This window comes from Pseudomonas sp. 13159349 (genome assembly GCF_013305685.1).
Taxonomy (GTDB): domain Bacteria; phylum Pseudomonadota; class Gammaproteobacteria; order Pseudomonadales; family Pseudomonadaceae; genus Aquipseudomonas; species Aquipseudomonas asiatica.
In genome coordinates, this window is the sequence record NZ_CP045553.1 from 3,256,207 (window position 1) to 3,280,578 (window position 24,372).

General features: G+C 63.8%; 23 protein-coding genes, 1 pseudogene and 1 riboswitch. Of the genes and pseudogenes, 14 read left to right on the plus strand and 10 right to left on the minus strand.

Annotated elements, in window-relative coordinates:
- Positions 1-153: 153 nt before the first annotated feature.
- The 3 genes from GEV38_RS15235 to GEV38_RS15245 form a co-directional block, all read right to left on the minus strand.
- Positions 154-1,041 (minus strand): pirin family protein, encoded by an 888-nt coding sequence (locus GEV38_RS15235; RefSeq protein WP_054572873.1) that lies wholly within the window; start codon positions 1,039-1,041, stop codon positions 154-156.
- A 120-nt stretch (positions 1,042-1,161) separates the two neighbouring features.
- Positions 1,162-2,046 carry an alpha/beta fold hydrolase gene (locus GEV38_RS15240; RefSeq protein ID WP_015270521.1) on the minus strand — a complete coding sequence of 295 codons (885 nt, stop codon included), beginning with the start codon at positions 2,044-2,046 and terminating at the stop codon, positions 1,162-1,164.
- A gap of 21 nt (positions 2,047-2,067) precedes the next feature.
- On the minus strand, positions 2,068-2,688 hold the full coding sequence (locus GEV38_RS15245) for a LysE family translocator (RefSeq protein ID WP_015270522.1): 621 nt from the start codon (positions 2,686-2,688) through the stop codon (positions 2,068-2,070).
- 132 nt (positions 2,689-2,820) lie between these two features.
- On the opposite strand from GEV38_RS15245, the gene GEV38_RS15250 reads away from it, so the two are divergent.
- From GEV38_RS15250 to GEV38_RS15285, 8 genes are all read left to right on the plus strand, one after another.
- The gene (locus GEV38_RS15250) at positions 2,821-3,300 is read left to right on the plus strand and encodes a GNAT family N-acetyltransferase (RefSeq protein WP_054572872.1); all 480 of its coding nucleotides are present in this window, start codon (positions 2,821-2,823) and stop codon (positions 3,298-3,300) included.
- A 189-nt stretch (positions 3,301-3,489) separates the two neighbouring features.
- Positions 3,490-3,713, plus strand: a riboswitch (cobalamin riboswitch).
- A gap of 92 nt (positions 3,714-3,805) precedes the next feature.
- Positions 3,806-3,994: a CbtB domain-containing protein gene (locus GEV38_RS15255; protein WP_003258255.1), complete on the plus strand. Its 189-nt coding sequence runs from the start codon at positions 3,806-3,808 to the stop codon at positions 3,992-3,994.
- A 10-nt stretch (positions 3,995-4,004) separates the two neighbouring features.
- A complete protein-coding gene (locus tag GEV38_RS15260) occupies positions 4,005-4,691 on the plus strand; it encodes a CbtA family protein (protein ID WP_039613698.1) in 687 nt (228 codons plus the stop codon).
- A complete protein-coding gene (locus tag GEV38_RS15265; RefSeq protein ID WP_054572871.1) occupies positions 4,691-5,077 on the plus strand; it encodes a cobalamin biosynthesis protein in 387 nt (128 codons plus the stop codon). Before GEV38_RS15260 ends, GEV38_RS15265 begins: the two co-directional genes overlap by 1 nt.
- Before the next feature lie 33 nt (positions 5,078-5,110).
- Entirely contained in the window at positions 5,111-5,863 is a 753-nt protein-coding gene (gene cobM / locus GEV38_RS15270; RefSeq protein ID WP_013972791.1) for a precorrin-4 C(11)-methyltransferase, read from the plus strand.
- A 66-nt stretch (positions 5,864-5,929) separates the two neighbouring features.
- Positions 5,930-6,172: a DUF1272 domain-containing protein gene (locus GEV38_RS15275; protein WP_013972792.1), complete on the plus strand. Its 243-nt coding sequence runs from the start codon at positions 5,930-5,932 to the stop codon at positions 6,170-6,172.
- Positions 6,173-6,391: 219 nt separating this feature from the next.
- Complete coding sequence (locus GEV38_RS15280; RefSeq protein ID WP_015270527.1) at positions 6,392-7,006, plus strand: response regulator transcription factor; 615 nt, start codon at positions 6,392-6,394, stop codon at positions 7,004-7,006.
- 13 nt (positions 7,007-7,019) lie between these two features.
- Positions 7,020-10,292 (plus strand): transporter substrate-binding domain-containing protein, encoded by a 3,273-nt coding sequence (locus GEV38_RS15285; RefSeq protein ID WP_054572870.1) that lies wholly within the window; start codon positions 7,020-7,022, stop codon positions 10,290-10,292.
- On the opposite strand, the gene GEV38_RS28040 is transcribed toward GEV38_RS15285, so the two are convergent.
- The 3 genes and pseudogenes from GEV38_RS28040 to GEV38_RS15295 form a co-directional block, all read right to left on the minus strand.
- Positions 10,267-10,704, minus strand: coding sequence for a methyl-accepting chemotaxis protein (locus GEV38_RS28040; protein WP_239688284.1), 438 nt, complete (start codon positions 10,702-10,704; stop codon positions 10,267-10,269). The genes GEV38_RS15285 and GEV38_RS28040 overlap by 26 nt on opposite strands.
- Before the next feature lie 99 nt (positions 10,705-10,803).
- A pseudogene (locus GEV38_RS28045) lies at positions 10,804-11,622 on the minus strand (PAS domain-containing protein); the annotation flags it as partial.
- 100 nt (positions 11,623-11,722) lie between these two features.
- Positions 11,723-12,742 (minus strand): LacI family DNA-binding transcriptional regulator, encoded by a 1,020-nt coding sequence (locus GEV38_RS15295; protein ID WP_054572869.1) that lies wholly within the window; start codon positions 12,740-12,742, stop codon positions 11,723-11,725.
- 206 nt (positions 12,743-12,948) lie between these two features.
- Here GEV38_RS15295 and GEV38_RS15300 point away from each other — a divergent pair, with 206 nt between their 5' ends.
- From GEV38_RS15300 to GEV38_RS15310, 3 genes are all read left to right on the plus strand, one after another.
- Positions 12,949-13,488: a gluconokinase gene (locus GEV38_RS15300; RefSeq protein ID WP_015270531.1), complete on the plus strand. Its 540-nt coding sequence runs from the start codon at positions 12,949-12,951 to the stop codon at positions 13,486-13,488.
- Positions 13,489-13,599: 111 nt separating this feature from the next.
- Positions 13,600-14,952, plus strand: coding sequence for a GntP family permease (locus tag GEV38_RS15305; protein ID WP_015270532.1), 1,353 nt, complete (start codon positions 13,600-13,602; stop codon positions 14,950-14,952).
- An 84-nt stretch (positions 14,953-15,036) separates the two neighbouring features.
- Positions 15,037-15,330, plus strand: a complete 294-nt coding sequence (locus GEV38_RS15310) for a hypothetical protein (protein WP_015270533.1) — start codon at positions 15,037-15,039, stop codon at positions 15,328-15,330.
- A 219-nt stretch (positions 15,331-15,549) separates the two neighbouring features.
- On the opposite strand, the gene GEV38_RS15315 is transcribed toward GEV38_RS15310, so the two are convergent.
- From GEV38_RS15315 to GEV38_RS15330, 4 genes are all read right to left on the minus strand, one after another.
- A complete protein-coding gene (locus GEV38_RS15315) occupies positions 15,550-16,977 on the minus strand; it encodes a sigma-54 dependent transcriptional regulator (RefSeq protein WP_015270534.1) in 1,428 nt (475 codons plus the stop codon).
- The gene (locus GEV38_RS15320) at positions 16,946-18,439 is read right to left on the minus strand and encodes a HAMP domain-containing sensor histidine kinase (RefSeq protein ID WP_054572881.1); all 1,494 of its coding nucleotides are present in this window, start codon (positions 18,437-18,439) and stop codon (positions 16,946-16,948) included. The genes GEV38_RS15315 and GEV38_RS15320 overlap by 32 nt, the downstream gene beginning before the upstream one ends.
- Positions 18,440-18,736: 297 nt before the next feature.
- Positions 18,737-20,197 (minus strand): HAMP domain-containing sensor histidine kinase, encoded by a 1,461-nt coding sequence (locus tag GEV38_RS15325; protein WP_054572868.1) that lies wholly within the window; start codon positions 20,195-20,197, stop codon positions 18,737-18,739.
- Between the two features lie 355 nt (positions 20,198-20,552).
- Complete coding sequence (locus tag GEV38_RS15330) at positions 20,553-21,137, minus strand: lytic transglycosylase domain-containing protein (RefSeq protein WP_015270537.1); 585 nt, start codon at positions 21,135-21,137, stop codon at positions 20,553-20,555.
- Positions 21,138-21,323: 186 nt separating this feature from the next.
- On the opposite strand from GEV38_RS15330, the gene gspG reads away from it, so the two are divergent.
- From gspG to mexE, 3 genes are all read left to right on the plus strand, one after another.
- Positions 21,324-21,749 (plus strand): type II secretion system major pseudopilin GspG, encoded by a 426-nt coding sequence (gene gspG, locus GEV38_RS15335; protein WP_015270538.1) that lies wholly within the window; start codon positions 21,324-21,326, stop codon positions 21,747-21,749.
- Positions 21,750-21,760: 11 nt separating this feature from the next.
- The gene (locus tag GEV38_RS15340) at positions 21,761-22,951 is read left to right on the plus strand and encodes a type II secretion system F family protein (protein ID WP_015270539.1); all 1,191 of its coding nucleotides are present in this window, start codon (positions 21,761-21,763) and stop codon (positions 22,949-22,951) included.
- A gap of 169 nt (positions 22,952-23,120) precedes the next feature.
- Positions 23,121-24,362, plus strand: coding sequence for a multidrug efflux RND transporter periplasmic adaptor subunit MexE (gene mexE / locus GEV38_RS15345; RefSeq protein WP_015270540.1), 1,242 nt, complete (start codon positions 23,121-23,123; stop codon positions 24,360-24,362).
- Positions 24,363-24,372: the final 10 nt, after the last annotated feature.

The following is a 24,372-nucleotide window of genomic DNA, read 5'->3' on the forward strand; positions in this document are numbered from 1 at the left end:
GCTGCATCATGCCAGCAAAAGTAAAACCTGTACCGGCCCTATCGCCGGCAAGCCAGCTCCCACAGGTACAGCGTTGCTCTCGAGATTGTCGCTGTACCTGTGGGAGCTGGCTTGCCGGCGATAGGGCCGGACAAGCCATTCAATCAACTAGGATCAATGCGCCGCACCGTCCCGCGCTTCCTGCATCTGCCCGAACCGCCCGGCATGGAAGTCGTCGAACGACTCGGCAATTTCCGCCTGGCTGTTCATCACGAACGGGCCATAGCCCACGATCGGCTCATCGATCGGTTCACCGCTTAGCAGCAGCAAGCTGGCACCTTCCAGCGCTTCGATAGCGACATCCTCGCCGCCCCGGTCAAACAGCACCAGGCTGGATGGGCCGGCTTCTCGCTCGCCGTTGATCCGCACTTTGCCACGCAACACCACCAGCGCCGCATTGCGCCCAGCGGCGACCGGCAGTTGCAAGGCTGCACCGGCATTCAGGCGCAGGTCCCAGACATCCATCGCAGTGAAGGTCCGCGCCGGCCCCGAATGCCCACGATAGTCACCGGCAATCACTCGCAGGCTGCCGCCCTCGTCGTCCAGCGTCACCACCGGGATGTCCTTGGCCAGCAGCGTCTGGTAGCCGGCTGCTGCGCGCTTGTCCCGCGCCGGCAGGTTGACCCACAGCTGAACCATCTCCAGCGTACCGCCAGAACGGGCGAAACCTGGGGAATGGAACTCTTCGTGGATGATGCCATTGGCAGCAGTCATCCACTGCACGTCGCCAGGGCCGATCAAGCCGCCAGCGCCGGTGGAGTCACGGTGTTCCAGTTCGCCCTGGTAGACGATGGTCACGGTCTCGAAGCCGCGGTGCGGGTGCTGGCCAACGCCACGCCGCGCACTGGTCGGGGTGAAGTCATGAGGGCCGGCATAGTCCAGCAGCAGGAACGGGCTGATCTTGCTGGCCAGGTTGTCGTAGGTGAACAGGCTGCGCACCGGGAAACCATCACCTACCCAGTGGGCGTGGGGACTGCGGTGAATACCCAGAATCGTTTTCATGAGAAGGCTCCTCTCTTGGTTGAGATAACCTTACCAGTGAGACCAATCAGGCAATAGCCGACTAAAATGGCATGCATCGTCTCATTTAAAGGACAATCCACAGCCAGCTGTCTGGAAAAACTATCCCGCCGGTCCCTGCAGCAGGAAGGCCTGCACTTCTTCGGCACACGCCTCAGGATGCTCCTGCATGAAGCAGTGCCCACCTGCAACCTGCCTGCCGCTGACCTTAGGGTTGAGCGCCACCAGGCGATTTACCGAATGCGGTACGAAGGGGTAGGTGTGCTCGCCGTACAGCACCCGCGTGGGCGTTCGGATTGCCGCCAGGCTCGCCCACATGCGCTTGGGGAACGAACTGAATATTTCCACTTCGCGGCTAGGCCGGCACTTGAGCACCACCGCTTCGCCACAGTCGCCAATGGCATGCTCCACGTAAGCCCGCAGCGCCGCATCGGTCCACCCCTTGAAGATACCCCGCCCATGCAGCGAAGCCAGGGCTGCCTCGCGGTCGGGCCAGTGGCTGCGACGGCTGGCAGCCTTGCGCGCCAGGGCATGGCGCTGGTGCAAGCCGACCAGGGCTGCCATCCCCATCACACCCAGCATGCGCCGGCTGAACAGTACCGGGTCGAGCAGCACGGCACGCGTGAACAGTTGCGGTTCACTGGCCAGGATCAGGCCGGTGAGCACGCCACCGAAACTGTGCCCGACGGCAAAGCGCGGTACGTCACCATACTCGCCTCGCCCGGCTGCAAAAGCCTCCACCGCCAGCGCAGCGGTCCGGTTCCAGCCACGGAACACCCCGCCATGGTCGCTGTCACCATGGCCCTGCACATCGCTGAGCCACAGGTCGAAATGTTCGCCCAGGCGCATCAGCAATGGCTGGTAGGCCAGGCAACAGAAGCCGTTGCCGTGCAGAAAATGCAGTAACGGCTTGCCACTGGCCGGGGTTCGCCAGCCCCGCAGGGTGAAGCCTTCGGCGCATTCGTGAGACCAGGGGATCAACTGCATCGGCTTACCGTACTCGCGGGGTCAGGAAAACGCTGATTCTACAAACAGCAGCGGGTACAGTGAAATCACCAGCAACAAGGCCATCAGGACATTGAACAGCATCAGCCAGCGCGGGTTCTGCAACAAGTTGCGCAGGGCGCTGCCGAACATCACCCACACCCCGACGCTCGGCAGGTTGACCAGGGCGAACAAGGCAGCAATGACAATGACGTTGGTCACATAGCCCTGCGCCGGCGTGTAGGTGGTGATTGCCCCGACTGCCATCACCCAGGCCTTGGGGTTGACCCACTGGAATGCCGCCGCTCCCCAGAAGCCCAGCGGTTTGCGGGCACTGGACGAAGCTGTGCCGACCGGCCCGGAGGTGGCGATCTTCCAGGCCAGGTACAGCAGGTAGGCGGCACCGGTGTAACGCAATACCGTATACAGCGCCGGCCAGGCCTTGAACACCTCGCCCAGGCCCAGGCCGACAGCCAGCACCATCACCATGAAACCGACACTGATGCCCAGGGCGTGCGGGATCGAGCGACGCACACCGAAATTCACCCCGGAGGCAAGCAGCATGGTGTTGTTGGGGCCAGGAGTGATGGAAGACACGAAGGCGAACAGCACGAAGGCGGTCAGCAGGTCGGCAGAGGCAAGCATGGCAGGCAATCCACTTTTTTATGGGTGCTGTCACACTAACGGAGTCGCCCTCCTCTGCGACCGGTACAGTTTAACGAAATTGTGTAGATACACATCGCTGTACCGCTACCCTCAGATCAAGGAAGCCGTCCCATGAGCCTCACCATCCGTCCTGCCGTTCGCGCCGACGCCGAGCAGATACTTGCCTTCATCACCGAGCTGGCAGAGTACGAACGCGCCCGCCACGAGGTGATCGCGAGCGTTGCCGATATCGAGCACAGCCTTTTTGGCGAGGGCAGCACCGTGCATAGCCTGATGTGCGAGCGCAATGGCCGGGCAATCGGCTTTGCCGTGTATTTCTATAGCTACTCGACCTGGCTCGGGCGCAACGGCATCTACCTGGAAGACCTGTACATAACGCCCGAGCAGCGCGGCGACGGTGCCGGGCGGCAATTGCTGCGGCACATCGCCCGCGAGGCGGTGGCGAAGAATTGCGGACGGCTTGAATGGAGCGTACTGGACTGGAACGAGCCGGCTATCGGCTTCTATCAGAAGCTGGGGGCCGAAGCGCAGGATGAGTGGGTGCGCTACCGGCTGGATGGCGAGAAGCTGGCGGCGTTTGCCCGGGGCTGACCGGGTGGATGCTCACGGCATAGACCACTACAGGCCGAACCGGCTTACATGAGGGCTTGAGTGCGCATGCCTTGAGCTTTTCAGCGCCTGTGAGATCGAGCGCCGCGCGGGCGGCGCTCGATCTCCCAGGCACTGCAAAACCAAAGCCCTACCATCAGGGCAATTGACGCCAGCCCCGCCCCATGGTCTCCTTATGCCTCGCGTTCAGGTGCCCCCGATGGGGGTGAAACGGGAAACCGGTGCGTCACAGGCCCTCCAGCAGGGCCGGACAAGGCCGGTGCTGCCCCCGCAACGGTAAGCGAGCGAAGCGTCTGTACCACTGTGCCTGATCCCCGGCATGGGAAGGTGACGCTTTCCAGGAGCCTGGCTCCTCCTCGCAAGCCCGGAGACCGGCCTGGCGTTCATGAACACCCCGCGGTGGGCGGGCGCTGTTGCATTCCCCTGGGCTGCCACGCTCGGGGCTGCCGCGCTTGCCCGTTGCCCACAAAAAGCAGAGGAACGCGTCATGCCCGTCACCAGCGCCAAGCAACACAGCATTACCACCCCCGTCACCCTCAGCCAGCGTGTCGTCATCGCCATCGGCGCCAGCCTGCTGGGCCTGTGCCTGGTGTACTTCGCCGGCTTTTCGCACATCGAGGCCGTGCACAACGCCGCCCACGACACCCGCCACAGCGCCGCATTCCCCTGCCACTGAGTACAACCCGATGATCACACGCATTGCCCGTACCGCGGGCTTCAGCGGGTTGCTGGCGGCCTTGCTGCTGACCTTGCTGCAGAGCTTTTGGGTCGCCCCGCTGATTCTCGAGGCAGAAACCTACGAATCCTCGGCCCCCGTCGCCGAGCACGAGCATGCCGGCGAAGTGGCAGCGCATGAACACAGCGCCGAGGCCTGGGCACCTGAAGACGGCTGGCAGCGAGTGCTGTCCACCACCGGCGGCAACCTGGTGGTCGCGGTCGGCTTCGCCCTGATTCTCACCGCCCTGTACAGCCTGCGTGAACCCAAGCGAGCCGGCACCGGCGCACTCTGGGGCCTGGCCGGCTTCGCCGTGTTCTGCCTGGCCCCGACCCTGGGCCTGCCGCCGGAACTGCCAGGTACTGCCGCAGCCGACCTGGGGCAACGCCAGGCCTGGTGGATCGGCACCGCCAGTGCCACCGCGCTGGGCCTGGCCCTGTTGGTGTTCGCTCGCCACTGGTTGCTGAAGGCGCTGGGCGCTGTGCTGCTGGTCATTCCCCATGTGATCGGTGCGCCGCAACCCGAGGTGCACGAGAGCCTGGCCCCCGCCGCCTTGGAAACCCAGTTCAAAGTGGCCTCCTGGCTGACCAACGCCGCATTCTGGCTGGCCCTGGGCCTGCTCAGCGCCTGGCTGTTCCGGCGCTCCAGCCAGGCCTGATGCCTGCCTTCTACGCCGGCTTCGGCTGTCGTCGGGGTTGCCCGGCGGATACGCTGGAAATCTTGCTGCGCCAGGCCCTGGCCACCCAGGGCCTGGCGTTGGCCGACCTGCAAGGCATCGCCAGCATCAGCCTGAAGGCCGACGAGCCCGGCTTGCAGCAACTGGCCGAACGTCTCGGCCTGCCTTTGGTGTTGTACGATACCGCGCAGTTGCAACCCTACGAACTCCAGCTCAGCCACCGCTCCGCCGCTGCCCATGCCCACTGTGGCTGCTGGGGCGTGGCGGAGAGTGCGGCACTGGCCCTGGCCAGCCAGCGGCTCGGCACGGCCAGGTTGCTGCTGACGCGCCAGGTACTGGGCCCGGCTACTCTCGCCCTGGCCTGTTGAACGTTTCACCCCTCTTTCCTGCAAGGACTTACCATGACGGTCTACTTCATCGGCGCCGGCCCCGGCGACCCGGAACTGATCACGGTCAAGGGCCAACGGCTCATCCGCCAGTGCCCGGTGATCATCTATGCCGGCTCGCTGGTGCCGGCCGCCGTGCTCGAGGGCCACCAGGCCGAGACCGTGATCAACAGTGCCGAACTGCACCTGGAGCAGATCATCGCCGCCATGCGCAGTGCGCATGAGCAAGGCCAGGATGTGGCTCGGGTACACAGTGGCGACCCCAGCCTGTACGGCGCCATCGGCGAGCAGATCCGCCATCTGCAAACGCTGGGCATCGATTACCAGATCATCCCCGGGGTCACCGCTACAGCGGCCAGCGCCGCCCTGCTCGGCTGCGAACTGACCCTGCCCCAGGTAGCGCAGACCGTTATCCTCACACGCTATGGTGACAGCTCGCCGATGCCGCCCGGCGAGCAGCTGGGCGACCTGGCGCGCCATGGCAGCACCCTGGCGATTCACCTGGGGGTCAAGCACCTGTCGCGTATCGTCGAAGAACTGCTGCCGCACTACGGCACGCACTGCCCGGTGGCGGTGGTGCATCGTGCCACCTGGCCGGACCAGGACTGGGTGCGCGGTACCCTCGGCGATATCGTGGAACGCGTCGCGGCCAAGGATTTCCGGCGCACGGCGCTTATCCTTGTGGGCCATGTGCTGGGCGACACACCGTTTGCCGAATCGGCCTTGTATCGCGCCGGGCACGCCCACCTGTATCGCCCTGGCGACTGAGCATTGCCAGGTTCGCCGCAGGCGTAGCAGACTCCGGTTTCCCGCCTGCAAACAGGAGTCATGCCCATGCTGGACCTACGCCCAAACTGCGAGTGCTGCGATACCGATCTGCCGGGTGACAGCCCCGATGCGCTGATCTGCTCCTTCGAATGCACCTTCTGCCGCACCTGCGCCGAAACCCGTTTCCAGGGCCGCTGCCCGAACTGCACCGGCCAGTTGGTGGCACGCCCGACACGGGTCGGCCAGGCACTGGCCAACAACCCCGCCTCAACCCAGCGCGTGAGCAAATCACACTCCGCCTGCGCATGACGACTACAAAAACAGGCATCGCCGCTTTGCCAGGGTGATGTCTTTCCCACTTTTTGTAGGACTTTTCAACAACAAGCACGTGGACTTTCAACACTTCTATACTCGGCATTACCAAATTTCGGGAATGGTCGTATCGTGCAGCGCTTCCGATAACCCCACTTGCAGACGTATTCCTGAGTGATCCAGGAAGCGGACCACATCCTGACAGGAGTTTTCTTCATGACTACCGTGCTGATCGTCGACGACCACCCCATCGTCCGGCTGTCCTTGCGCATGTTGCTCGAACGCGAGCGCTTCCGTGTTGTCGGCGAGGTCGGCAATGGCAGCGAGGTGGCGCAGGTGGCCCGCGACCTGCGACCGGATGTGGTAATTCTCGACATCGGCCTGCCCGGCCTGGATGGCATGGAAGTGATAAAGCGCCTGCAATGCCTGGAGCCGGCGCCCAAGATCATGGTGCTGACCGGCCAGGCCACCGACCTGTATGTGCGGCGCTGCCTGGATGCTGGCATCGGCGCTTTTGTCACCAAGGAAGAAGACCACGAGGCGTTGCTGTTTGCCCTGAAAGCGCTGGTCAAGGGCTACTCGACCTTCCCGCAGATGTCGGTCAACAGCAACTCGCTGGAAAGCGAGCCAGTGCGCCTGTCCAGCCTGTCCAACCGGGAAATGGAGGTGCTGCGGCGCCTGGCGCGCGGCGAGAACAACAAGAATATCGGCACCTGCATGAACCTCAGCGCCAAGACCATAAGCACCTACCGGGGCCGCATCATGGAAAAGCTCAAGACCGAATCACTGGTTGAAATGGTCGACCTGGCCAAGCGCAACAGCGTCTACTGAGCGCTCGATGACAATGAAGCGCCTGCTGGCAAGCGCCCTACTGGTCATCGGCCTGGCCGGTTCCGGCGCGCTGCTGGCAAACAGCGAACCTCGCCAGTTGCTGGCACGCTCGGTCAGCGCCGCGGCCCCGCTTGCGCTGTCCAGCGAAGAGCGGCATTGGCTACAGCGACGCCAGCACCTGGTACTTGGCAGTTCGCGCCCCGACTACCCACCGCTGGAGATCAATGTCAGCCAGCACGACTACGAAGGCCTCAGCGCCGATTACGCTGGCATCATCGCAGAACAGCTGGGTACAACCATCGAAGTACGACGCTTCGACAGCCGCCACGAAGCCATCGCTGCGCTGCGCGACGGCCGTATCGACCTGCTGGGCAGCTCCAACGCCTTCGAGGCAGCGGATGCCCAGCTCAGCCTCAGTTCAAGCTACGCCGACGATCTGCCAGTCATCGTCACACGCGAGGGGCGCAGCCTGAAGAACACCCCCGACCTCGCCGGCCTGCGCCTGGCCATGGTCGATCATTACCTGCCGGCCAGCAGCGTCCGCCGCCTGTACCCCAAGGCGCAATTGAGCCTGTATCGCTCGACCCTGGCCGGGTTGGCCGCCGTCGAACTGGGCGAGGCCGACGCCTATCTGGGCGATGCCATCAGTACCGACTTCGCGATTGGCAAGAGTTACCAGGGCACACTGAAGATCGACCACTTCTGTCAGGTTGCCCCTGGCGCGTTTGCCTTTGCCATGGCCAGTGACAACCCGCGCCTGCAACAGTTGGTCAACAAGGCGCTGGCGCGTATCAGCGAAAGCGAACGCCTGAATATCCTGCGCCGCTGGAGCAGTGGCAACACCAGCCTGCTGCTGCAGCGCCACCTCACCGCCCTGACCGCCGAAGAAGAAGCCTGGATAGCTGCCAACCCCAACGTCAGCGTGCTGGTCAACACTTCGCTGGCGCCACTGACCTTCAACGACACCAAGCATCGCCCCAGCGGCATCACCCTCGAGCTGCTCAAGCAGATCTCGCTGCGCACGGGGCTGCATTTCAAGCCGGTCGAAAGCCCGTCGGCGCAAGCAATGATCGAGCGCCTGGCGCGCGGGGATGCGCAGATGATCGGCGCATTGGGTTACAGCACAGACCGTTCGAAGCAACTGCGTTATACCCGTCCCTACCTGGTCAGCCCACGGGTGCTGGTCACCCGTGGCGACAATGCATTACCGCCGCAGGCCATGGCGCTGGATGGCATGCGCATCGCCCTGGTACGCGGTTCGCCGCAACGGGCCGTGCTGCAACAACGCTATCCGCAGGCCAGGATGGTCGAGGTGGACAACCCGCTCGGCCTGATGGAGGCCGTGGCCAACGGTGCCGCCGACGTCGCCCTGAGCAGCCATATCAATGCCGCCTACTACATCAGCCATGTGTTCAAGGACCGCCTGCGCATTGCCAGCGTGCTCGACGATGACCCGGCCATCGCCGCCTTCGCCGTGGCCGCGGACCAGCCACAGCTGCAGGCAATCCTCGACAAGGCGCTGCTGAGCATTCCACCCGAAGAGCTGGACCAGCTGATCAACCGCTGGCGCACCACCACCCTGGTCAGTGACAGCCCTTGGCGCGACTACCGCACGCTGGCCTTGCAAGTGCTGGTGCTGTCGGCCTTGCTGCTGGCCGGGGTGGTGTTCTGGAACAGCTACCTGCGCAAGCTGATCAACCAGCGCACCGAGGCCCAGCATGCCCTGCAAGCGCAACTGGCGCTTAGCCGCGGCCTGCTTGAACAGCTGCGCCAGGCCAAGGACGACGCCGAACAGGCCAGCCAGACCAAAAGCACCTTCCTGGCCACCATGAGCCATGAAATCCGTACCCCGATGAATGCCGTGATCGGCCTGCTGGAGTTGGCCCTGGAAGACAGCCGCGGCGGCCGCTGCGACACCCAGACCCTGCAGACCGCCCACGATTCGGCCATTGGCCTGCTTGAGCTGATCGGCGATATTCTCGACATTTCCCGTATCGAATCCGGCCATGTCACCCTGCAGCCAGTGCCCACCAACCTGGTAGAACTGGTACGCGCCACCGTGCGGGTATTCGAAGGCAATGCAAGGGCCAAAGGCCTGCACCTGCACAGCGAACTGCCCGCTGCGCCGGTGTGGGTGCTGGCTGATCCGCTGCGCCTCAAGCAGGTCTTGTCCAACCTTATCAGCAACGCCATCAAGTTCACCGACAGCGGTGAAGTCCAGGCCAGCCTGCTACTGCCCTCGCCCACCGACACTGACAGCCTGGCAGTAGAGCTGAGTGTGCGAGACACCGGCATCGGCATCAGCCCTGCCGACCAGGCCCGGTTGTTCAATACCTTCGTCCAGGCCGACGGCCCCCGGGCACGCCAGGGCGCCGGCCTGGGACTGGTCATCAGCCGCACGCTGGCCGAGTTGATGGGCGGTACCTTGAACTTGCAGAGCGTCGAAGGCCTTGGCACCAAGGTGCAGGTCAGCCTGCAGTTGCCCGCCTGCGCTGCACCGGTGCAGGCCGACCAGCACGACCCTGTGCTGGAAACAAGCAGCGGCCCTTTGAACATACTGGTGGTCGACGACTACCCCGCCAACCTGCTGCTGCTGGAGCGGCAACTGCATACCCTGGGGCATCGGGTCACGCTGGCGGAAAACGGGGAAATCGCGCTGGCACGCTGGCAGGCTGCGCGCTTTGACCTGGTAATCACCGACTGCAGCATGCCGGTCATGGACGGCCACGAACTGACCCGCCGCATCCGCAGCCTCGAGGGCGAACGCGGCCTGGCGGCATGCCGCATTCTCGGCGTCACCGCCAACGCCCAAGCCGAGGAGCGTGCCCGCTGCCTGGCCAGCGGCATGGACGAATGCCTGTTCAAACCCATCGGCCTGCGTACGCTCAAGACCCACCTGCCCCACGCCCACCCCCGGCAGCAGCCGACAGCACGGCGCACCAGCGGGTTCAACCTTGGCGAACTGCGCCACCTGACCCAGGACGACGAACAACTGACGCGGAACTTGCTGCAGCAGTTGTCACAAAGCGTCAGCGAAGACCTGGCCACCTTGCGGGCGTTGCCAGCAGAGGCCCCCGGCGAAACTTTGCGCGCCTTGGCTCACCGGATCAAAGGTGGGGCGAAGATGCTCAAGGTACGCACGCTGGTCAAGGATTGCGAAGCCATCGAGCAGGCCCACGACCAAGGCCTGCCGACGATTGACCTTCGCCTGCAACTACAGGCCAGCCTGGAGACCCTGCTGGACGAGCTGGGCGATGTGCTCAGTGCAATTGCAGCGTCGAACTGATCTGGCTGATAGCGTTTACCACGTGCCGTGAACCCTGCTGGATTTCCATGATCACCGTACCGGCTTCGTTGGCCAGTGCCACACCATGGCCGGTACGCTTCAGGCTCGACTGCATGCTGGCCACGGCCAACAGCGACAGGTCGTGGTTCTGCCGCACCACGTCGACGATTTCCAGGGTAGCCTTGCTGGTGCGCGCCGCCAGGCTGCGCACCTCGTCGGCCACCACGGCAAAACCGCGCCCGTGCTCGCCGGCGCGGGCCGCCTCGATGGCTGCGTTCAAAGCCAACAGGTTGGTCTGGTCGGCAATGCCACGGATGGTCAGCACTATCTGCCCGATCACATCCGACTGCTTGCTCACCGCATCGATACTGCGTGCCGCGTCGTTGAGTTCATGGGAAATCTGCTCGATCACCTGTACCGCCTGCTGTACTACTTCGGTGCCCTTGCGCGCGCAGGCATCGGTCTGTACCGAACTGGCATGGGCAGCATCGGCCGCGCTTTGCTGGGTGCTGACCTGGCGGGTGATGTCGCTGGCGAACTTCACCACCTTGTACAAGCGGCCCTTGCTGTCGAAGATCGGGTTGTAGGAGGCCTCCAGATAGACCGTCTGGCCATGTTTGTCGACACGCTCGAAACGGTGCGAGTGGTACTCGCCGCGGTTGAGCGATGCCCAGAACTCGCGGTACTCGGCCGATTCGCGCTCGTGCGCCAGGCAGAACAGCCCGTGATGGCGACCGACCACCTCGTCCAGGCGATAGCCCATGGTGTCGAGGAAGTTCTGGTTGGCCTTGATCACCCGGCCTTGCGGGGTGAATTCGATTACCGCCATGGAGCGGCTGATGGCCTTGAGCAGGCTTTCGCTCTCGTGCTCCTCCATCACTCGCTGGCTGATGTCGGATGCCACCTTGATAACGCTGGTGACCTGGCGCTGCTCGTCCAGTACCGGCATGTAGCTGGCTTCCAGCCAGACTTCGCGTCCGGCCTTGTCGATGCGCTCGAAGGTACCGCTGATGGCCTTGCCCTGCCCCAGTTCACGCCACAATTGCTGGTATTCGGCGCTTTTCGCGTAACCAGGGTCACAGAACAGCCGATGATGCTTGCCGCGCAACTCCTCGGCGCTGTAGCCCATGGCTTGGCAGAAGCGCTCATTGGCATCGAGGATCGTGCCGTCGGGGGTGAACTCGATCATTGCCATGGAGCGGCTGATCGCCGCCAGCTTGGCCTGCAAGCTGGCCAATGCCTGATGACTGCGCTGGATTTCGACCAGATCGGACTTGCGGTGGAAATCGAACATGACGCCGGGCTCCTGTATGCGCGGTGTCCTGAGCATAGATCGTCTGGCGTAGGTCGTGGCTTTTGTGGCGCCTGTGAGATCGAGCGCCGCGCGGGCGGCGCTCGGTCTCGAACCCACCACACCACTCAAGACAAACTCAGGAACTCTCCCGCACCATCAACTCGAAGCCCAGGTCCTGCTGCGCATTCGGCACCCGCTTGCCATCGAGCAGCGCCAGCAGCGCCTGCGCTGCGCCGCGCCCCACAGCGGCGCGAGGCGTGCGAATCGAGGTCAGCCGCGGCACCATGTGCGCCGAAGCCGGCAGGTCGTTGAAACCGACCATCGCCACCTGCCGCGGCACCTCCACCCCTTGGCGCAATGCCTGCAGCACCGCGCCCTGGGCCAGGTCGTCGTTGCAGAAGAAGATACCGTCGACATCCGGCGCCTGCTGGAGCAACTGGCTGAACAACGCGCTGCCCAGGGCAATGGAAGAAGGCTCCGGCGTCAGCACTTCCAACTCGGCCGCCTGCAAGCCGGCCTCGGCCAACGCCTGGCGGAACCCTTCGGCACGCTGCATCACTCGTGGGTCCAGCTGTGCGGCAATGAACCCCAGGCGCTTGCGCCCGCGCTCGATCAGGTGGCGGGCCGCGGCGCGCCCGGCCTGCTGCTGCGAGAAGCCGACCGACAATGCCCCGGCCTCGCCATTCAGTTCCATCATGTGCACACAGGGCACGCCACTGGCCGCCAGCATCTGCCGCGATGCCTCGCTGCGCTCGAAACCGGTCAGCAGCATGCCGCAGGGCTGATAGGCCAGGTAGTTGCGGATGAGGTTCTCCTCTTCGGCAAGATCGTAGTGATAGTTGCCGATCAGCACCTCGAGCCCGCGCGGGCGCATGACCTCATGAATGGCTTCCAGCGTGTCGATGAACAGCTGGTTGGACAGCGACGGGATCAACACCACCACCGACTGGCTGCGCGCCGATGCCAGGGCACGGGCCGCCGGGTTGGCGACATAACCGAGGCTCGCCGCGGCAGCAACGACCTTTTCCACCAGCTCCGGCGCAACCGTGCTGACCCCGCGCAGGGCGCGCGACGCGGTAATCGGGGAAACCCCGGAAAGCCTGGCAACTTCTGCCAGGGTGGGACGACCTGTGGTACGGGAGCCGGTGCGGGACATGGATGTTGTAATTTTACTACTTGCAAGGAAAGGGAACGGCCACTAAGGTAGCGCTGTCTCAGGACGCAGGCAATGTAATCTTTGGTAGCGGCCAACGCGCGCCCGCCGCCAAGCGTCCATACTGCGTAGGGACAAGACCAATAACACCGGGGAGGTGGCTGTTCGTCGACAACGAGACAGCGCTATCTCACCCGCAGGAGGTACTGATGAATTCTCCCCTGTCCGCCATCGTGGTGATGGGCGTGGCCGGTTGCGGCAAAAGCTGCATCGGCGCTGCCATCGCTGCCAGAAGCGGCGGCCGCCTGATCGAAGGTGACGCTTTCCACCCTGCCGAAAACATCCGCAAGATGAGCGCTGGCATCCCCCTGGACGACAGCGACCGTGCCGGTTGGCTGGTGCGTCTTGGTCAGGAGCTGCAAGCCACGACCCAGGCCGGGGAACGTCCGATCCTGACCTGTTCGGCCCTCAAGCGCCGCTATCGCGACTCCCTGCGCGACGCCATGCCCGGACTGGTGTTCGTGTTCCTCGAGCTGTCACCCGCCGAGGCGGAGAAACGCGTGCTGGCCCGCCCCGGGCATTTCATGCCGGCGAGCCTCATCGATAGCCAATTCGCTGCCCTGGAGCCGCCACACGGCGAACCCCTGACCCTTGCGCTCGACGCCACCCAGCCCATCGAAGCGCTTGCCGAAGCGGTCGACAGCTGGCTAAAGGGCCGCAGTGAGCCGGGCCTGGCACAAACCGCCTGACCCTGGCGGTTTTCCCGGCTCACCCAAGACAGCGCTACCCTGCCCCTCAAGCGCAAGCAAATTTGCAAAAAAGCTACGCCAAAACAACGATAAGACCGAGGCCTTCAAACCATGTTCGGACTGGCTACTGATACCTTCCTGCTGCTCGACGCGCTGGTTACCATCGTCGGGCTGATCCTGCTGATCACCCACTTCAAAGTCCATCCCTTCGTCGCACTGACCATCGCGGCCGGCTTCCTTGGCCTCACCTCCGGCATGCCTGTGGCCAAGGTCATGAAATCGTTCCAGGACGGTTTTGGCGGTGTTCTGGGCTTCGTCGGCATCGTGCTCGCCCTGGGCACCATGCTTGGCAAGCTGATGGCCGACTCCGGGGGGGCCGATCAGATCGCGCAAACCCTCATCCGCGCCTTCGGCAAGAAGAACGTGCACTGGGCGATGATGTTCGCCGCCTTCCTGGTGGGTATCCCGCTGTTCTTCGAGATCGGCTTCGTGCTGCTGATCCCGCTGGTGTTCATCGTTGCCCGGCGATCCGGCGTATCGCTGATCAAGATCGGCATTCCGCTGCTGGCCGGCCTGTCGGTGGTGCACGGCCTGGTGCCCCCGCACCCGGGCCCGCTGCTGGCGATCGGCATCTTCCATGCCGACATCGGCAAGACCATTTTCTATGGCCTGATCGTGGCGCTGCCTACCGCCATCATCGCCGGCCCGCTGTTCGGTAATTTCATTTCCCGCTACATCCCGGGCACCCCGTCCCAGGAGCTGATGGACCAAATCGCCAAGGAGTCCGACCAGGGCAATCTGCCGAGCTTCACCATCACCCTGGTCACCGTGCTGCTGCCGGTGGTGCTGATGCTGCTGAAGACCTTCGCCGACGTGGTGCTGCCTGCCGAGCACATCGTGCGCCAGTGGATGGACCTGATCGGCCACCCCATCACCGCCCTGCTCGCTGCCCTGCTGCTGGCCTTCTATACCTTTGGCTCGGCCCGTGGCTTCAACCGCCAGCAGATCATGAAGATGCTCGACCAGAGCCTGGCACCGACTGCGGCGATCGTGCTGATCGTGGGTGCAGGTGGTGGCTTCAAGCAGATGCTGGTAGACACCGGCGTGGGCAACGTGATCGGGCAAATGGCCGTACAGGCGGAGATTTCGCCCATCATGCTGGCCTGGCTGGTAGCAGCGGTAATCCGTATCGCCACCGGTTCCGCCACGGTCGCCACCATCACCGGTGCGGGCATCGTTGCACCGGTGATCGACCTGGTGCCGGGGGTCAACCGTGAGCTGCTGGTGCTGGCCACCGGCGCTGGCTCGTTGATCTTGTCCCACGTCAACGACGCCGGCTTCTGGCTGGTGAAGCAGTACTTCAACATGACCGTGGCGGAAACCTTCAAGACCTGGAGCATGATGGAGACCATCCTGTCGATCGTCGGCATCATCTTCATCATGTTGCTGTCGCTGGTGGTGTAACCGTTGATCGGGGTAATGGCACCTTGAAGCTTCGGGTAGGGCCGAAGGGAAGTATCAGCCCTACCAGAAGCAAAGGAGCCTGCCATGCCCCGCTCAAGCATCCTGCTGATTGCCCTGCTCGCCGCGCCGTTGGCCATTGCTGCCGGCACCGGCCCCACCTACCCCGACGACCCGCACAACCCGGCGCCCAAGCCGGGCGCGGACAGCACCCTCAACCCGATCGAAAAGCCCTTGCCGCGGGACACAGACCCACGCATAAAGGGCAACGACCCGGACAGCCCGCCTGCTGAACAGAATGACAACCGGGATTTGCCAGGGATGGATGGCAGTGGCTCGGAAGGTACCGGGCGGCAGGGAGCAGCCGATAATCAGCGTTGATCAATGCCCCTGAATGCAACTGTTTTGCTCAAATTCCAAAAGTTGCCGCAATCCCTGTAGGAGCGGCCTTGTGTCGCGAAAGGGCCGCAACGCGGCCCCAGGATTGATGCGCAACAGTTGAAATTGCTGGGGCTGCTTTGCAGCCCTTTCGCGACACAAGGCCGCTCCTACAGGTACAGCGACAACCTCGAGGCAATACCGCTCCCGCAAGCCCCTTGCTCACCACTGGCGCTTGTCCGGCCTGGTCAGCCCCAGCTTCTCGATCCGGTACCGCAGCATGTCCCGCGACAGCCCGAGCATGCGCGCCGACTTGGTCACGTTCCAGTCGGTGCGGTCCAGGGTCTTGCATACCAGGTCACGTTCCATGTCCGGCAGGCTGGTGCCGGGCTCCGGTTCGTGCCGAGGCATTTCGAACACCGCAGGCGCCGCCTGCTGCACCAGCGGCTCGTCGATCAATGTCATGCACAGGTTGAGCTGGTGCGCCTGCACCACCTCGTTCGGCGCCAGCAGCACGGTCTGCTCCAGCATGTTGCGCAGTTCGCGCACGTTGCCTGGCCAGCTGTAACCGAGCATCAGGCTTTCCGCCTCGGCGGAAAAACGCAGGTTCGGCTTGCCATAACGCCGGCCATGATGGGCCAGGAAATGCCGCGCCAGCAGCAGCACGTCCTGCCCGCGGGCATACAAGCGCGGCACCTTCAGGGCAATGATACGCAGGCGGAAGAACAGGTCGCGGCGGAACTTGCCCTGCTGCACCATCTGCTCCAGGTTGCAGTTGGTAGCGCTGATCACCCGCAGGTCGACCTTGCGCTCCTTCACCGCGCCGATCCGGCGGATACTGCGGTCTTCCAGCAACTTCAGCAGCTTGGCCTGGAGCACCAGGTCCATCTCGCCAATCTCGTCGAGGAACAAGGTGCCCCCATCGGCAGCCTCCACCAGGCCCACCCTGCGCTCCTTGGCATCGGTAAAGGCGCCCTTCTCGTGGCCAAACAGCTCGGCCTCCAGCAGGTTGGCCGGGATCGAGGCGCAGTTGAACTCGATGAACGGCCCCTTGCTGCGCGAACCATCGAAATGCAGGGCGCGGGCCACCAGCTCCTTGCCGGTACCGGTCTCGCCTTCGATCAGCACCGGTGGCAGGTCGTCGCTGGCCATGCGCCGTTCTGCATCCAGCACTTGGCGCAGGGTGTGCTTGAGGGTGAGCATCGCCGGTGATTCACCGATCAATGCCTGCAACCCGGACTTCTGCGCCTCGCGCTCCTGGTAGAACGACAACGTGCGCTCCATGCGCTCGGCAGCCAGCGCCTTATCCAGGGTCAGCTTGAGCTCGGCCAGCACCACGGGCTTGGTCAGGTAATGGAAGGCGCCCTCCTTCATTGCCTGCACGGCATCTTCCACGTTGCCATAGCCGGTCATCATGATCACTTTCAGGTCCGGCACCTGCGCCACCAAGGTACGCAGCAGGTCGTGCCCGCTCATGCCCGGCAGCGAGTTGTCGGTCAGCACCGCATCGGGCTGGCCCCGCTTTATCTGCTCCAGCGCCAGCTCCGCGCTGTGGCACACGGTGACCTCGAAGCCCTTGAGGCCGAGGTAGGTGCGAATATTGTCGGCGAGAATTTCATCATCCTCGACTACCAGGATGCTGTGCTCCATGGTCCCCTCCCGCTGCGATATTGAATGTGAGGCTGACGCGGGTTCCTTCCTCTTCGCGGCTGCTCAGGCTGACCGAGCCGCCAAAACGCTCCATGATGCGTTTGACCAGGGCCAGGCCAACACCCAGGCCGCCCTGCTTGGTGGTGTAGAACGGCTTGAACACCATCCGCTCCTGCTGTTGGCTCATGCCCTTGCCGGTGTCGCTAAGGACGAACTCTGCACGCTGCCCATCCTGCACATTGACCTGGGCGCACAGCATGCCACCTTCAGGCATGGCTTCCAGGGCATTGGAGAACAGGGTGTTGAGAATCTGCGTGAGCTGTAGCGGCTGGCTGGCCACCCATTGTGACCGGGGGCCTTCGTAGCAGAAGTGCACACCGTTGCGTTCGATCTGCTGGGCGAAGGCCAGGTGGGTGTCCTCGATGGCCGTCACCAGGTCCACGGCCTCGGCATCGTCACTGGTCGGGCGCAGCGACACCAGCAGGTCACGCACCCAGCGCGACATGCGGTCGACCTGGCTGATGATGTCGGTGATGTTCTTCTGCGACGCGGGGTTGGCGATTTCCTGAGCCAGTTCGGCGCTGGAGCGAATGTTGGCCAGCGGGTTGCGCAAGCTATGCGCCACGGCCGAAGACATCTCGCCCAGGGCCACATAGGTTTCACTGGCCACCAGCCGGTCCTGCTGCAGGTGCAGCAGCTGCGCGGCGCGGCGCACGATCCAGAACAGGCCGAAGTAGACCAGCGCCCCGCCCACCAGGGTAGAAGCCCAGATCAGCACATAACCGCGCTGGATGCGCCACACCAGGTCCTGCGGCTCCTTGTAGACTTCCACCATGGCCAGCACCTGTTCGCCCTGGCTGTCGAACAGCGGGATGTAGTTCTCGATGAACAGGAAGCGCGGTTCACGCTGGAACTTCTGCTCTTCGCGGTCATCCTCGGCCTGGTGGTAGCTGGCCGATACCGTCTTGCGCGAGCGGAAGGCGCGGTCCAGGTCACCATCGGCCTCGATTCGCTTGCCGATCAGCTCCCGGTTGGTCGACCAGACAATGGTGCGGTCGCGGGCATAGACGTTGGCCAGCAAGGTGTCCGGCAGGTGCTCCACATGGTCGAGGAACTCGACCCGGGTCGATTCGGCCAGCTCCGGGTTGAACTGCAAGTGCTGCTGGTCCAGGCGCGGGTCAAGCAACTCGCCCATGGTGGTGCCCGGCGGCAACTGCGAATGACGTACTTCGGCCTGGGCCATGGCCTGGATGAACTGGGCGGTGAGCATGGCATCGCGCTCGACGCTGTCGCGCACCACGAAACGCGTCGACACATAACCCAGCCCGCCCGCCACCGAGGCGATGATCAGCAGGCTTATGACCGAAAACCAGCGCAGCAGGTTGAATTCGCGCAATGGCACGGCCACACCGTTGGCGGTAGTACTGGCCTTGTCAGGAACTTCTTTATCCAGCATCTGCATCGCGTGCTTCCCGCCCAGGGCGTCCATTCAGAAATGCATCAAGGCGACAAATAGTAGCCAATTGATAGCACTCCACCCGTGCAGCCGCAGCCGCCATTTGTCGTGTGTTGCGCTCTGCCTGTCACATTGCAAGAACCCAGCCAGCCACCATGCCGATTAACTTTATCCTTGATTATCAATAGCTTGCATACACATCTTAAATTAACTTGGAGGTCTATCCCCCACGTTTGGGGGTATTCACCCAAAAAACTTTAAATCCTTTATAAACAATGAGATACGAGCATTTATTAATGTAAGTCAGGAGCCCTTGACCAGTCGGAAACTCAGCGAAACCCGGGTGCCATGGCCTTCACTGCTGCTGAGGCGGACACTGCCCCCGAAGCGTTCCATGATGCGTTTCACCAACACCATGCCCACGCCCAACCCACCCTGCTTGGTGGTGAAGAAAGGCCGGAAGGCCATGCGCTGCTGCTGTTCGGTCATGCCTTTGCCGTTGTCGGACAGGCGCAGGGTCAGGTTACGCCGGTCATGACGCACCACCTCGACACGCAACCGCCCACCCTGCTCCATCGACTCCAGCGCGTTGGCGATCAGGCTGCTGAAGATCTGCCGCAGTAACACCGGATGCCCCAGCACCTGCACTGCCGGTATCGGTTGCAGGTCAAGGCTCACTCCGCCGCGCGCCAGCGGCACTGCGTAGGTCTGCAGGCTTTCCTGCAATGCCAGCGGCAAATCCACCGCCACGGCCTCATCGTTGAGCGGGCGCAAGGACTGCAACATCTGGCGGATCCACTGCGACATGCGGTCGACCTGGCTGATGATGTCGTTGACGTTGCGCTGCGCCGGGCCATCGTCGAACGCCTGGGCCAACTCGGCACTGGAACGGATGCTGGCCAGCGGGTTGCGCAGGCTATGGGCCACCGCCGAGGACACCTCGCCCAGCGCCACGTAGGTTTCGTTGCTGATCAGCCGCTTCTGCTGCACCGCCAGCAGGCGCGCGGCGCGGTGCATGATGCCGTACAGGCCTACGTAGACCAGCGCGGCACCGATGGTGATCGCCAGCCAGATCAGGATCAGCCCATGCTCGATGCGCACGATCAGGTCATGGGGCTCCTTGTAGATCTCGACCATCGCCGTGACCTGCTCGCCATCGGCATCGAACAGCGGAATATAGTTTTCGATGAACAACTGCTCGGGTGGGATGACGAACTTCTGCTCGACGCGGGCCTGGTCGAAGTTGTGGTAACTGGCCGAGACTCGCATCTTGTACTCGAAAGCCTGCTCCAGGTCCTCGTCGCCTTCGATCAGCTTGCCGACCAGGGCCGGGTTGCTGGACCAGATCACCGTACGGTCCGGGGCATAGATGTTGGCCAGCAGCATGTCGGGCAGGTGCGCAATGTGGTCCAGGAACTCGCCACGCGCCCTGCGCCGGGCGTCCGGGTCGACATCGAGCAGGTTGGCGCGGTCGATGCGCGGGTCAAGCAGTTCACCCATGGTGCGCACATTAGGGATCGACACATGGCGCACTTCGGCATCGGCGATGGAGGTGATGAACTGCGCGGTGAGCAAGGCATCGCGCTCGATGCTCTCGTCGACGATGAAGCGGCTGGAAATCAACCCCAGCCCGACCGCTACCGAGAGGATGATGGCCAGGCTGACCCAGGCGTACCAGCGCAGCAGATTGAACGGCTTGCGTCGGGTGGCCAGTTCGTTACCGGCGGGTCCTTCAATAACGTCGGAACAAGGGGCGATGTCCATGGCGGACTCCACAACTGGGCACCTTCAGAAGGTTATAGCCCAGAGTTGGGGAAACCATCGGGTCAGCTTGGTGGCATCCGCCGAAGGGTATTGTTTCTGTCCTTGCCGAGGGGCGCCTGCAGATGCCGGCTCTCATAGAACAATACATGACTCATTGGTTCGGCGAGGTTCTGTAGGAGCAGCCTTGTGCTGCGAAGAGGCCGGTACTGACAAAGCCTGTCTATTGCTTGTACCGGCCTCTTCGCAGCACAAGGCTGCTCCTACAAAGGACGCGTCAGACGAGCGATATTTGTTCTCTGCGCTACAGCGCAGCCCAAAAGGGATGGGCAATCTCCCACAATGAAAGTTGCAAAGGCTACTCACCCGTCAACCCCTGCAAGCGGCGGTACTCCCGCAGCACGTTGGGCACATAGCGTCGGGTCTCGGCGAACGGCGGTACCGCACCACGGCGCAACACTGCTTCGGGGCCGGCGTTGTACGCCGCCACGGCCAGGGTGATGTCATTGTCGAACAAATTGAGCATGCGCTTGAGGTAGCGGGCCCCTCCCTGCACGTTGTCTTCCGGGTCCAGGCGGTTTTCCACGCCCATCTCGCGGGCAGTATCCGGCATCAATTGCATCAGCCCCACCGCGCCCGCTGGCGAACGCGCCTTGGGGTTGTAACCGGACTCGGCCTTGATCACCGCATGCAGCAACGCCGGGGGAACGTCGTGGGTGCGCGCCGCGGCGGCGACCAGCTTGGCGTAGGGGCGGCCGGTGATGAGCTGCGCGTTGGCCGGGCCGGCCTGGGCCTTAGGCTCGCTGATCACCGTTTCATAGAGGCGCCCGGGTCGATGGACGTTGGTCAGTATGTAGCTGCCTTTGGCGTCGATGGAAATGTACACATCGGCCTGGGCAGCACCTGCCACCAGCCAGATCAAACCGAGAATGAGTCCACGCATGTCGGTCGCCTCTTCGTGGTCTCCCCCGATGTTGGGGGATATACCCCGGAAAACCCGGGGTCGATGACCACGACGCAAGCACTGTGCCGCTTCGCGTGCCGCATGGTGCAAGGCGCCAGCGCAGGCGTGCACGGCTGTTGCATGGAGCCTGCAAAAGCTTGTCCCCATGCAGCGGAGGGCTTCACCATGCAGCGCAGATCCAACCCTCAACGTGGCTTCACCCTGCTCGAACTTTTGGTGGTGCTGGTGGTGCTCGGCCTGTTGGCCGGTATCGTCGCGCCCAAGTACTTCAGCCAGCTCGGCCGCTCCGAAGCCAAGGTGGCGCGGGCGCAGATAGAGGGGCTGAGCAAGGCCCTGGACCTGTACCGCCTGGAAGTCGGCCACTACCCCAGCAGTGAGCAGGGCCTGCAGGCCCTGGTGGTCGCCCCCAATGGCGAAGCGCGCTGGACCGGCCCGTACCTGCAGAAGGCCGTGCCGCAAGACCCGTGGGGCCGCGCATACATCTACCGGCAACCCGGCGAGAACGGCGGCGAGTACGACCTGCTGTCGATGGGCAAGGACGGCCAGCCCGGTGGCGACGGGGAAAACGCCGAAATCACCAGTTGGCAGTAGGGAGAACGGCCATGCGCTACAGCCTCAAGGCCCTGGGCAGGCAGGGTGTGGTGCAGTTGCAGATCGACGCCGAGGACGCCGACCAGGCCCGCCGCCAGGTCGAGGACCAGGGCTTGCGCGTGCTCAGCCTGCGTGGCCACGGCAGCGCCTTGCGCGGCATGGCCTGGCGCCGCGAAGCAAGCTTTGACCTGGTGCTGTTCAGCCAGGAACTTTCGACCCTGCTCAACGCCGGCCTGCCGCTGATCGACGCGCTGGAAAGCCTGGCGGAAAAGGCCCCCGCAGCCGCAGCGCGCAAAGTGCTCGCCGAACTGGTCCGCCAACTGTACGAAGGCCGCTCGCTGTCCCAGGCCCTGGGCCAACAGCCACGGGTGTTCCCGCCGTTATACGTGGCGCTGGTGCAGTCCAGCGAGCGTACCGGCGCGCTCGGCGACGCCCTCGCCCGCTACATAAGCTACCGCCAGCGCCTGGACCTGGTCCGGCAGAAGCTGGTGGGTGCCTCGGTCTACCCGATGCTGCTATTGCTGGTGGGCGGTGGCGTGGTGCTGTTCCTGCTTGGCTACGTGGTGCCGCGTTTCAGCCAGGTGTTCGAGGGCATGGGCACCGAGTTGCCCTGGCTGTCTCGGCTGCTGATGCAGATCGGGCTGTTCCTGCATGCCCAGCAACTACCGCTGGCATTGGGCGCCCTCGGTGCGGCCACTGCGCTGTGGCTGCTGCGCCGCCAGCCATGGGTACGGCGCTGGGCAGCCTGCCAGCTGCGGCGCCTGCCGGCACTTCACCAACGCCTGATGATGTACGAACTGGCGCGCTTCTATCGCTCATTGGGCATCCTGCTGCAAGGCGGTATCCCCATCCTCACCGCCATGGGCATGGCCCGCGGCCTGCTCGGCAGCGCGGCGGCCGAGGGCCTGGAGCACGCCAGCCAGCGGGTCGCCGAAGGGTTGCCGCTGTCCGATGCACTGGAGGCCGGGCAACTGGTGACGCCGGTATCGTTGCGCCTGCTGCGCGCCGGCGAGCAGTCCGGCAACCTGGGCGAGATGCTGGAGCGCTGCGCCGACTTCCATGACCAGGAAATCGGCCGCTGGGTGGAATGGTTCGTCAAGCTGTTCGAACCGCTGCTGATGACCTTCATCGGCCTGCTGATCGGCCTGATCGTGATCCTGATGTACATGCCGATCTTCGAACTGGCCTCGAGCATTCACTGAAATCCCAGGCCCAGGATGAAAGCCCACGACCGAGCTGGCCATGTCTGCAATCGATGAATGATCTGCTCATATCATTCATCGTGATAATAACCTTCGTCCCGTTCGATTCGTGCCTCACGCGCAAGACACTCACACTCCGCCCACTACTAATACATTGGCGGAGTTCTCCATGGAACAATCATTCAAACCCTTGCGCTTCCCCCTCGCTGCCTTGGCAGTGGTGGTGATCAGCGCTTGTGGCCGAACCCCAGACGCAGTGCAGGCTCCCACCGCGCCGAAGGTCAGCGTGGCCAAGGTGATCGAGCAACCGATCAATGAATGGGACGAGTTCACCGGCCGCCTCGAAGCCCCGGAAACCGTCGAGGTACGCCCACGGGTGTCCGGCCAGATCGACCTGGTGGCCTTCACCGAAGGCGCCCAGGTCAAGAAAGGCGACCTGCTGTTCCAGATCGACCCACGCCCGTTCCAGGCAGAGGTCCGCCGCCTCGAAGCCCAACTGCAGCAGGCCAAGGCCACCGCCATTCGCAGCGCCAACGAAGCCCGCCGTGGCGAACGCCTGCGTGACAGCAACGCCATTTCCGCAGAACTGGCCGAATCGCGTAGCAGCGCCGCCGCCGAAGCCCGCGCCGGGGTCGACGCGATCCAGGCCCAGCTCGACCTGGCACGCCTGAACCTCAGCTTCACCCGTGTCACCGCGCCCATCAGCGGCCGTGTCAGCCGCGCCCAGTTCACCGCCGGCAACATCGTCACCGCCGATGTCACCCCGCTGACCAGCGTGGTCTCCACCGACAAGGTCTACGCCTACTTCGACGCCGACGAGCGCGTGTACCTCAAGTACACCCAGCTGGCCCGCGAAGGCCAGCGCGGCCAGAGCACGCCGGTGTACCTGGGCCTGACCAACGAAACCGGCAACCCGCACCTGGGCCAGATGAACTTCGTCGACAACCAGGTCAACCCGCGCACCGGCACCATCCGTGGCCGTGCGGTGTTCGACAACAGCGACGGCCAGTTCACCCCAGGCCTGTATGCACGCCTGAAGCTGGTGGGCAGCGCCCAGTACCAGGCCGTGCTGATCAACGACGAAGCCGTGGGCACCGACCTTGGCAAGAAGTTCGTGCTGGTCATGGACAAGGACAACAAGGCCGCCTACCGCGCCGTGGAGCTGGGGCCGAAGCTGGAAGGCCTGCGCATCGTGCGCAGCGGCCTGGGCAAGGACGACCGCATCGTGGTCAAGGGCCTGCAGCGTGTGCGCCCTGGCTCACCGGTCACCCCGGAAGAGACACCGATGGCCAGCGAACAGACCCTCGCCGCCCTCGCCCAGCAGCGCCAGGCCCTGGAGGCCAGCAACCCGGCGCCGAAGGTGGCGGGCAACAACGTGAAAGTCGCCAGCGCCCAGGCGCCACGCGGTTAAGGGACCACAC

Coding starts and splice junctions, on each gene's coding strand:
- GEV38_RS15235 (WP_054572873.1), bottom strand. CDS start 1,041: ATGAAAACGATTCTGGGTATTCACCGCAGTCCCCACGCCCACTGGGTA.
- GEV38_RS15240 (WP_015270521.1), bottom strand. CDS start 2,046: ATGCAGTTGATCCCCTGGTCTCACGAATGCGCCGAAGGCTTCACCCTG.
- GEV38_RS15245 (WP_015270522.1), bottom strand. CDS start 2,688: ATGCTTGCCTCTGCCGACCTGCTGACCGCCTTCGTGCTGTTCGCCTTC.
- GEV38_RS15250 (WP_054572872.1), top strand. CDS start 2,821: ATGAGCCTCACCATCCGTCCTGCCGTTCGCGCCGACGCCGAGCAGATA.
- GEV38_RS15255 (WP_003258255.1), top strand. CDS start 3,806: ATGCCCGTCACCAGCGCCAAGCAACACAGCATTACCACCCCCGTCACC.
- GEV38_RS15260 (WP_039613698.1), top strand. CDS start 4,005: ATGATCACACGCATTGCCCGTACCGCGGGCTTCAGCGGGTTGCTGGCG.
- GEV38_RS15265 (WP_054572871.1), top strand. CDS start 4,691: ATGCCTGCCTTCTACGCCGGCTTCGGCTGTCGTCGGGGTTGCCCGGCG.
- cobM (WP_013972791.1), top strand. CDS start 5,111: ATGACGGTCTACTTCATCGGCGCCGGCCCCGGCGACCCGGAACTGATC.
- GEV38_RS15275 (WP_013972792.1), top strand. CDS start 5,930: ATGCTGGACCTACGCCCAAACTGCGAGTGCTGCGATACCGATCTGCCG.
- GEV38_RS15280 (WP_015270527.1), top strand. CDS start 6,392: ATGACTACCGTGCTGATCGTCGACGACCACCCCATCGTCCGGCTGTCC.
- GEV38_RS15285 (WP_054572870.1), top strand. CDS start 7,020: ATGAAGCGCCTGCTGGCAAGCGCCCTACTGGTCATCGGCCTGGCCGGT.
- GEV38_RS15295 (WP_054572869.1), bottom strand. CDS start 12,742: ATGTCCCGCACCGGCTCCCGTACCACAGGTCGTCCCACCCTGGCAGAA.
- GEV38_RS15300 (WP_015270531.1), top strand. CDS start 12,949: ATGAATTCTCCCCTGTCCGCCATCGTGGTGATGGGCGTGGCCGGTTGC.
- GEV38_RS15305 (WP_015270532.1), top strand. CDS start 13,600: ATGTTCGGACTGGCTACTGATACCTTCCTGCTGCTCGACGCGCTGGTT.
- GEV38_RS15310 (WP_015270533.1), top strand. CDS start 15,037: ATGCCCCGCTCAAGCATCCTGCTGATTGCCCTGCTCGCCGCGCCGTTG.
- GEV38_RS15315 (WP_015270534.1), bottom strand. CDS start 16,977: ATGGAGCACAGCATCCTGGTAGTCGAGGATGATGAAATTCTCGCCGAC.
- GEV38_RS15320 (WP_054572881.1), bottom strand. CDS start 18,439: ATGCAGATGCTGGATAAAGAAGTTCCTGACAAGGCCAGTACTACCGCC.
- GEV38_RS15325 (WP_054572868.1), bottom strand. CDS start 20,197: ATGGACATCGCCCCTTGTTCCGACGTTATTGAAGGACCCGCCGGTAAC.
- GEV38_RS15330 (WP_015270537.1), bottom strand. CDS start 21,137: ATGCGTGGACTCATTCTCGGTTTGATCTGGCTGGTGGCAGGTGCTGCC.
- gspG (WP_015270538.1), top strand. CDS start 21,324: ATGCAGCGCAGATCCAACCCTCAACGTGGCTTCACCCTGCTCGAACTT.
- GEV38_RS15340 (WP_015270539.1), top strand. CDS start 21,761: ATGCGCTACAGCCTCAAGGCCCTGGGCAGGCAGGGTGTGGTGCAGTTG.
- mexE (WP_015270540.1), top strand. CDS start 23,121: ATGGAACAATCATTCAAACCCTTGCGCTTCCCCCTCGCTGCCTTGGCA.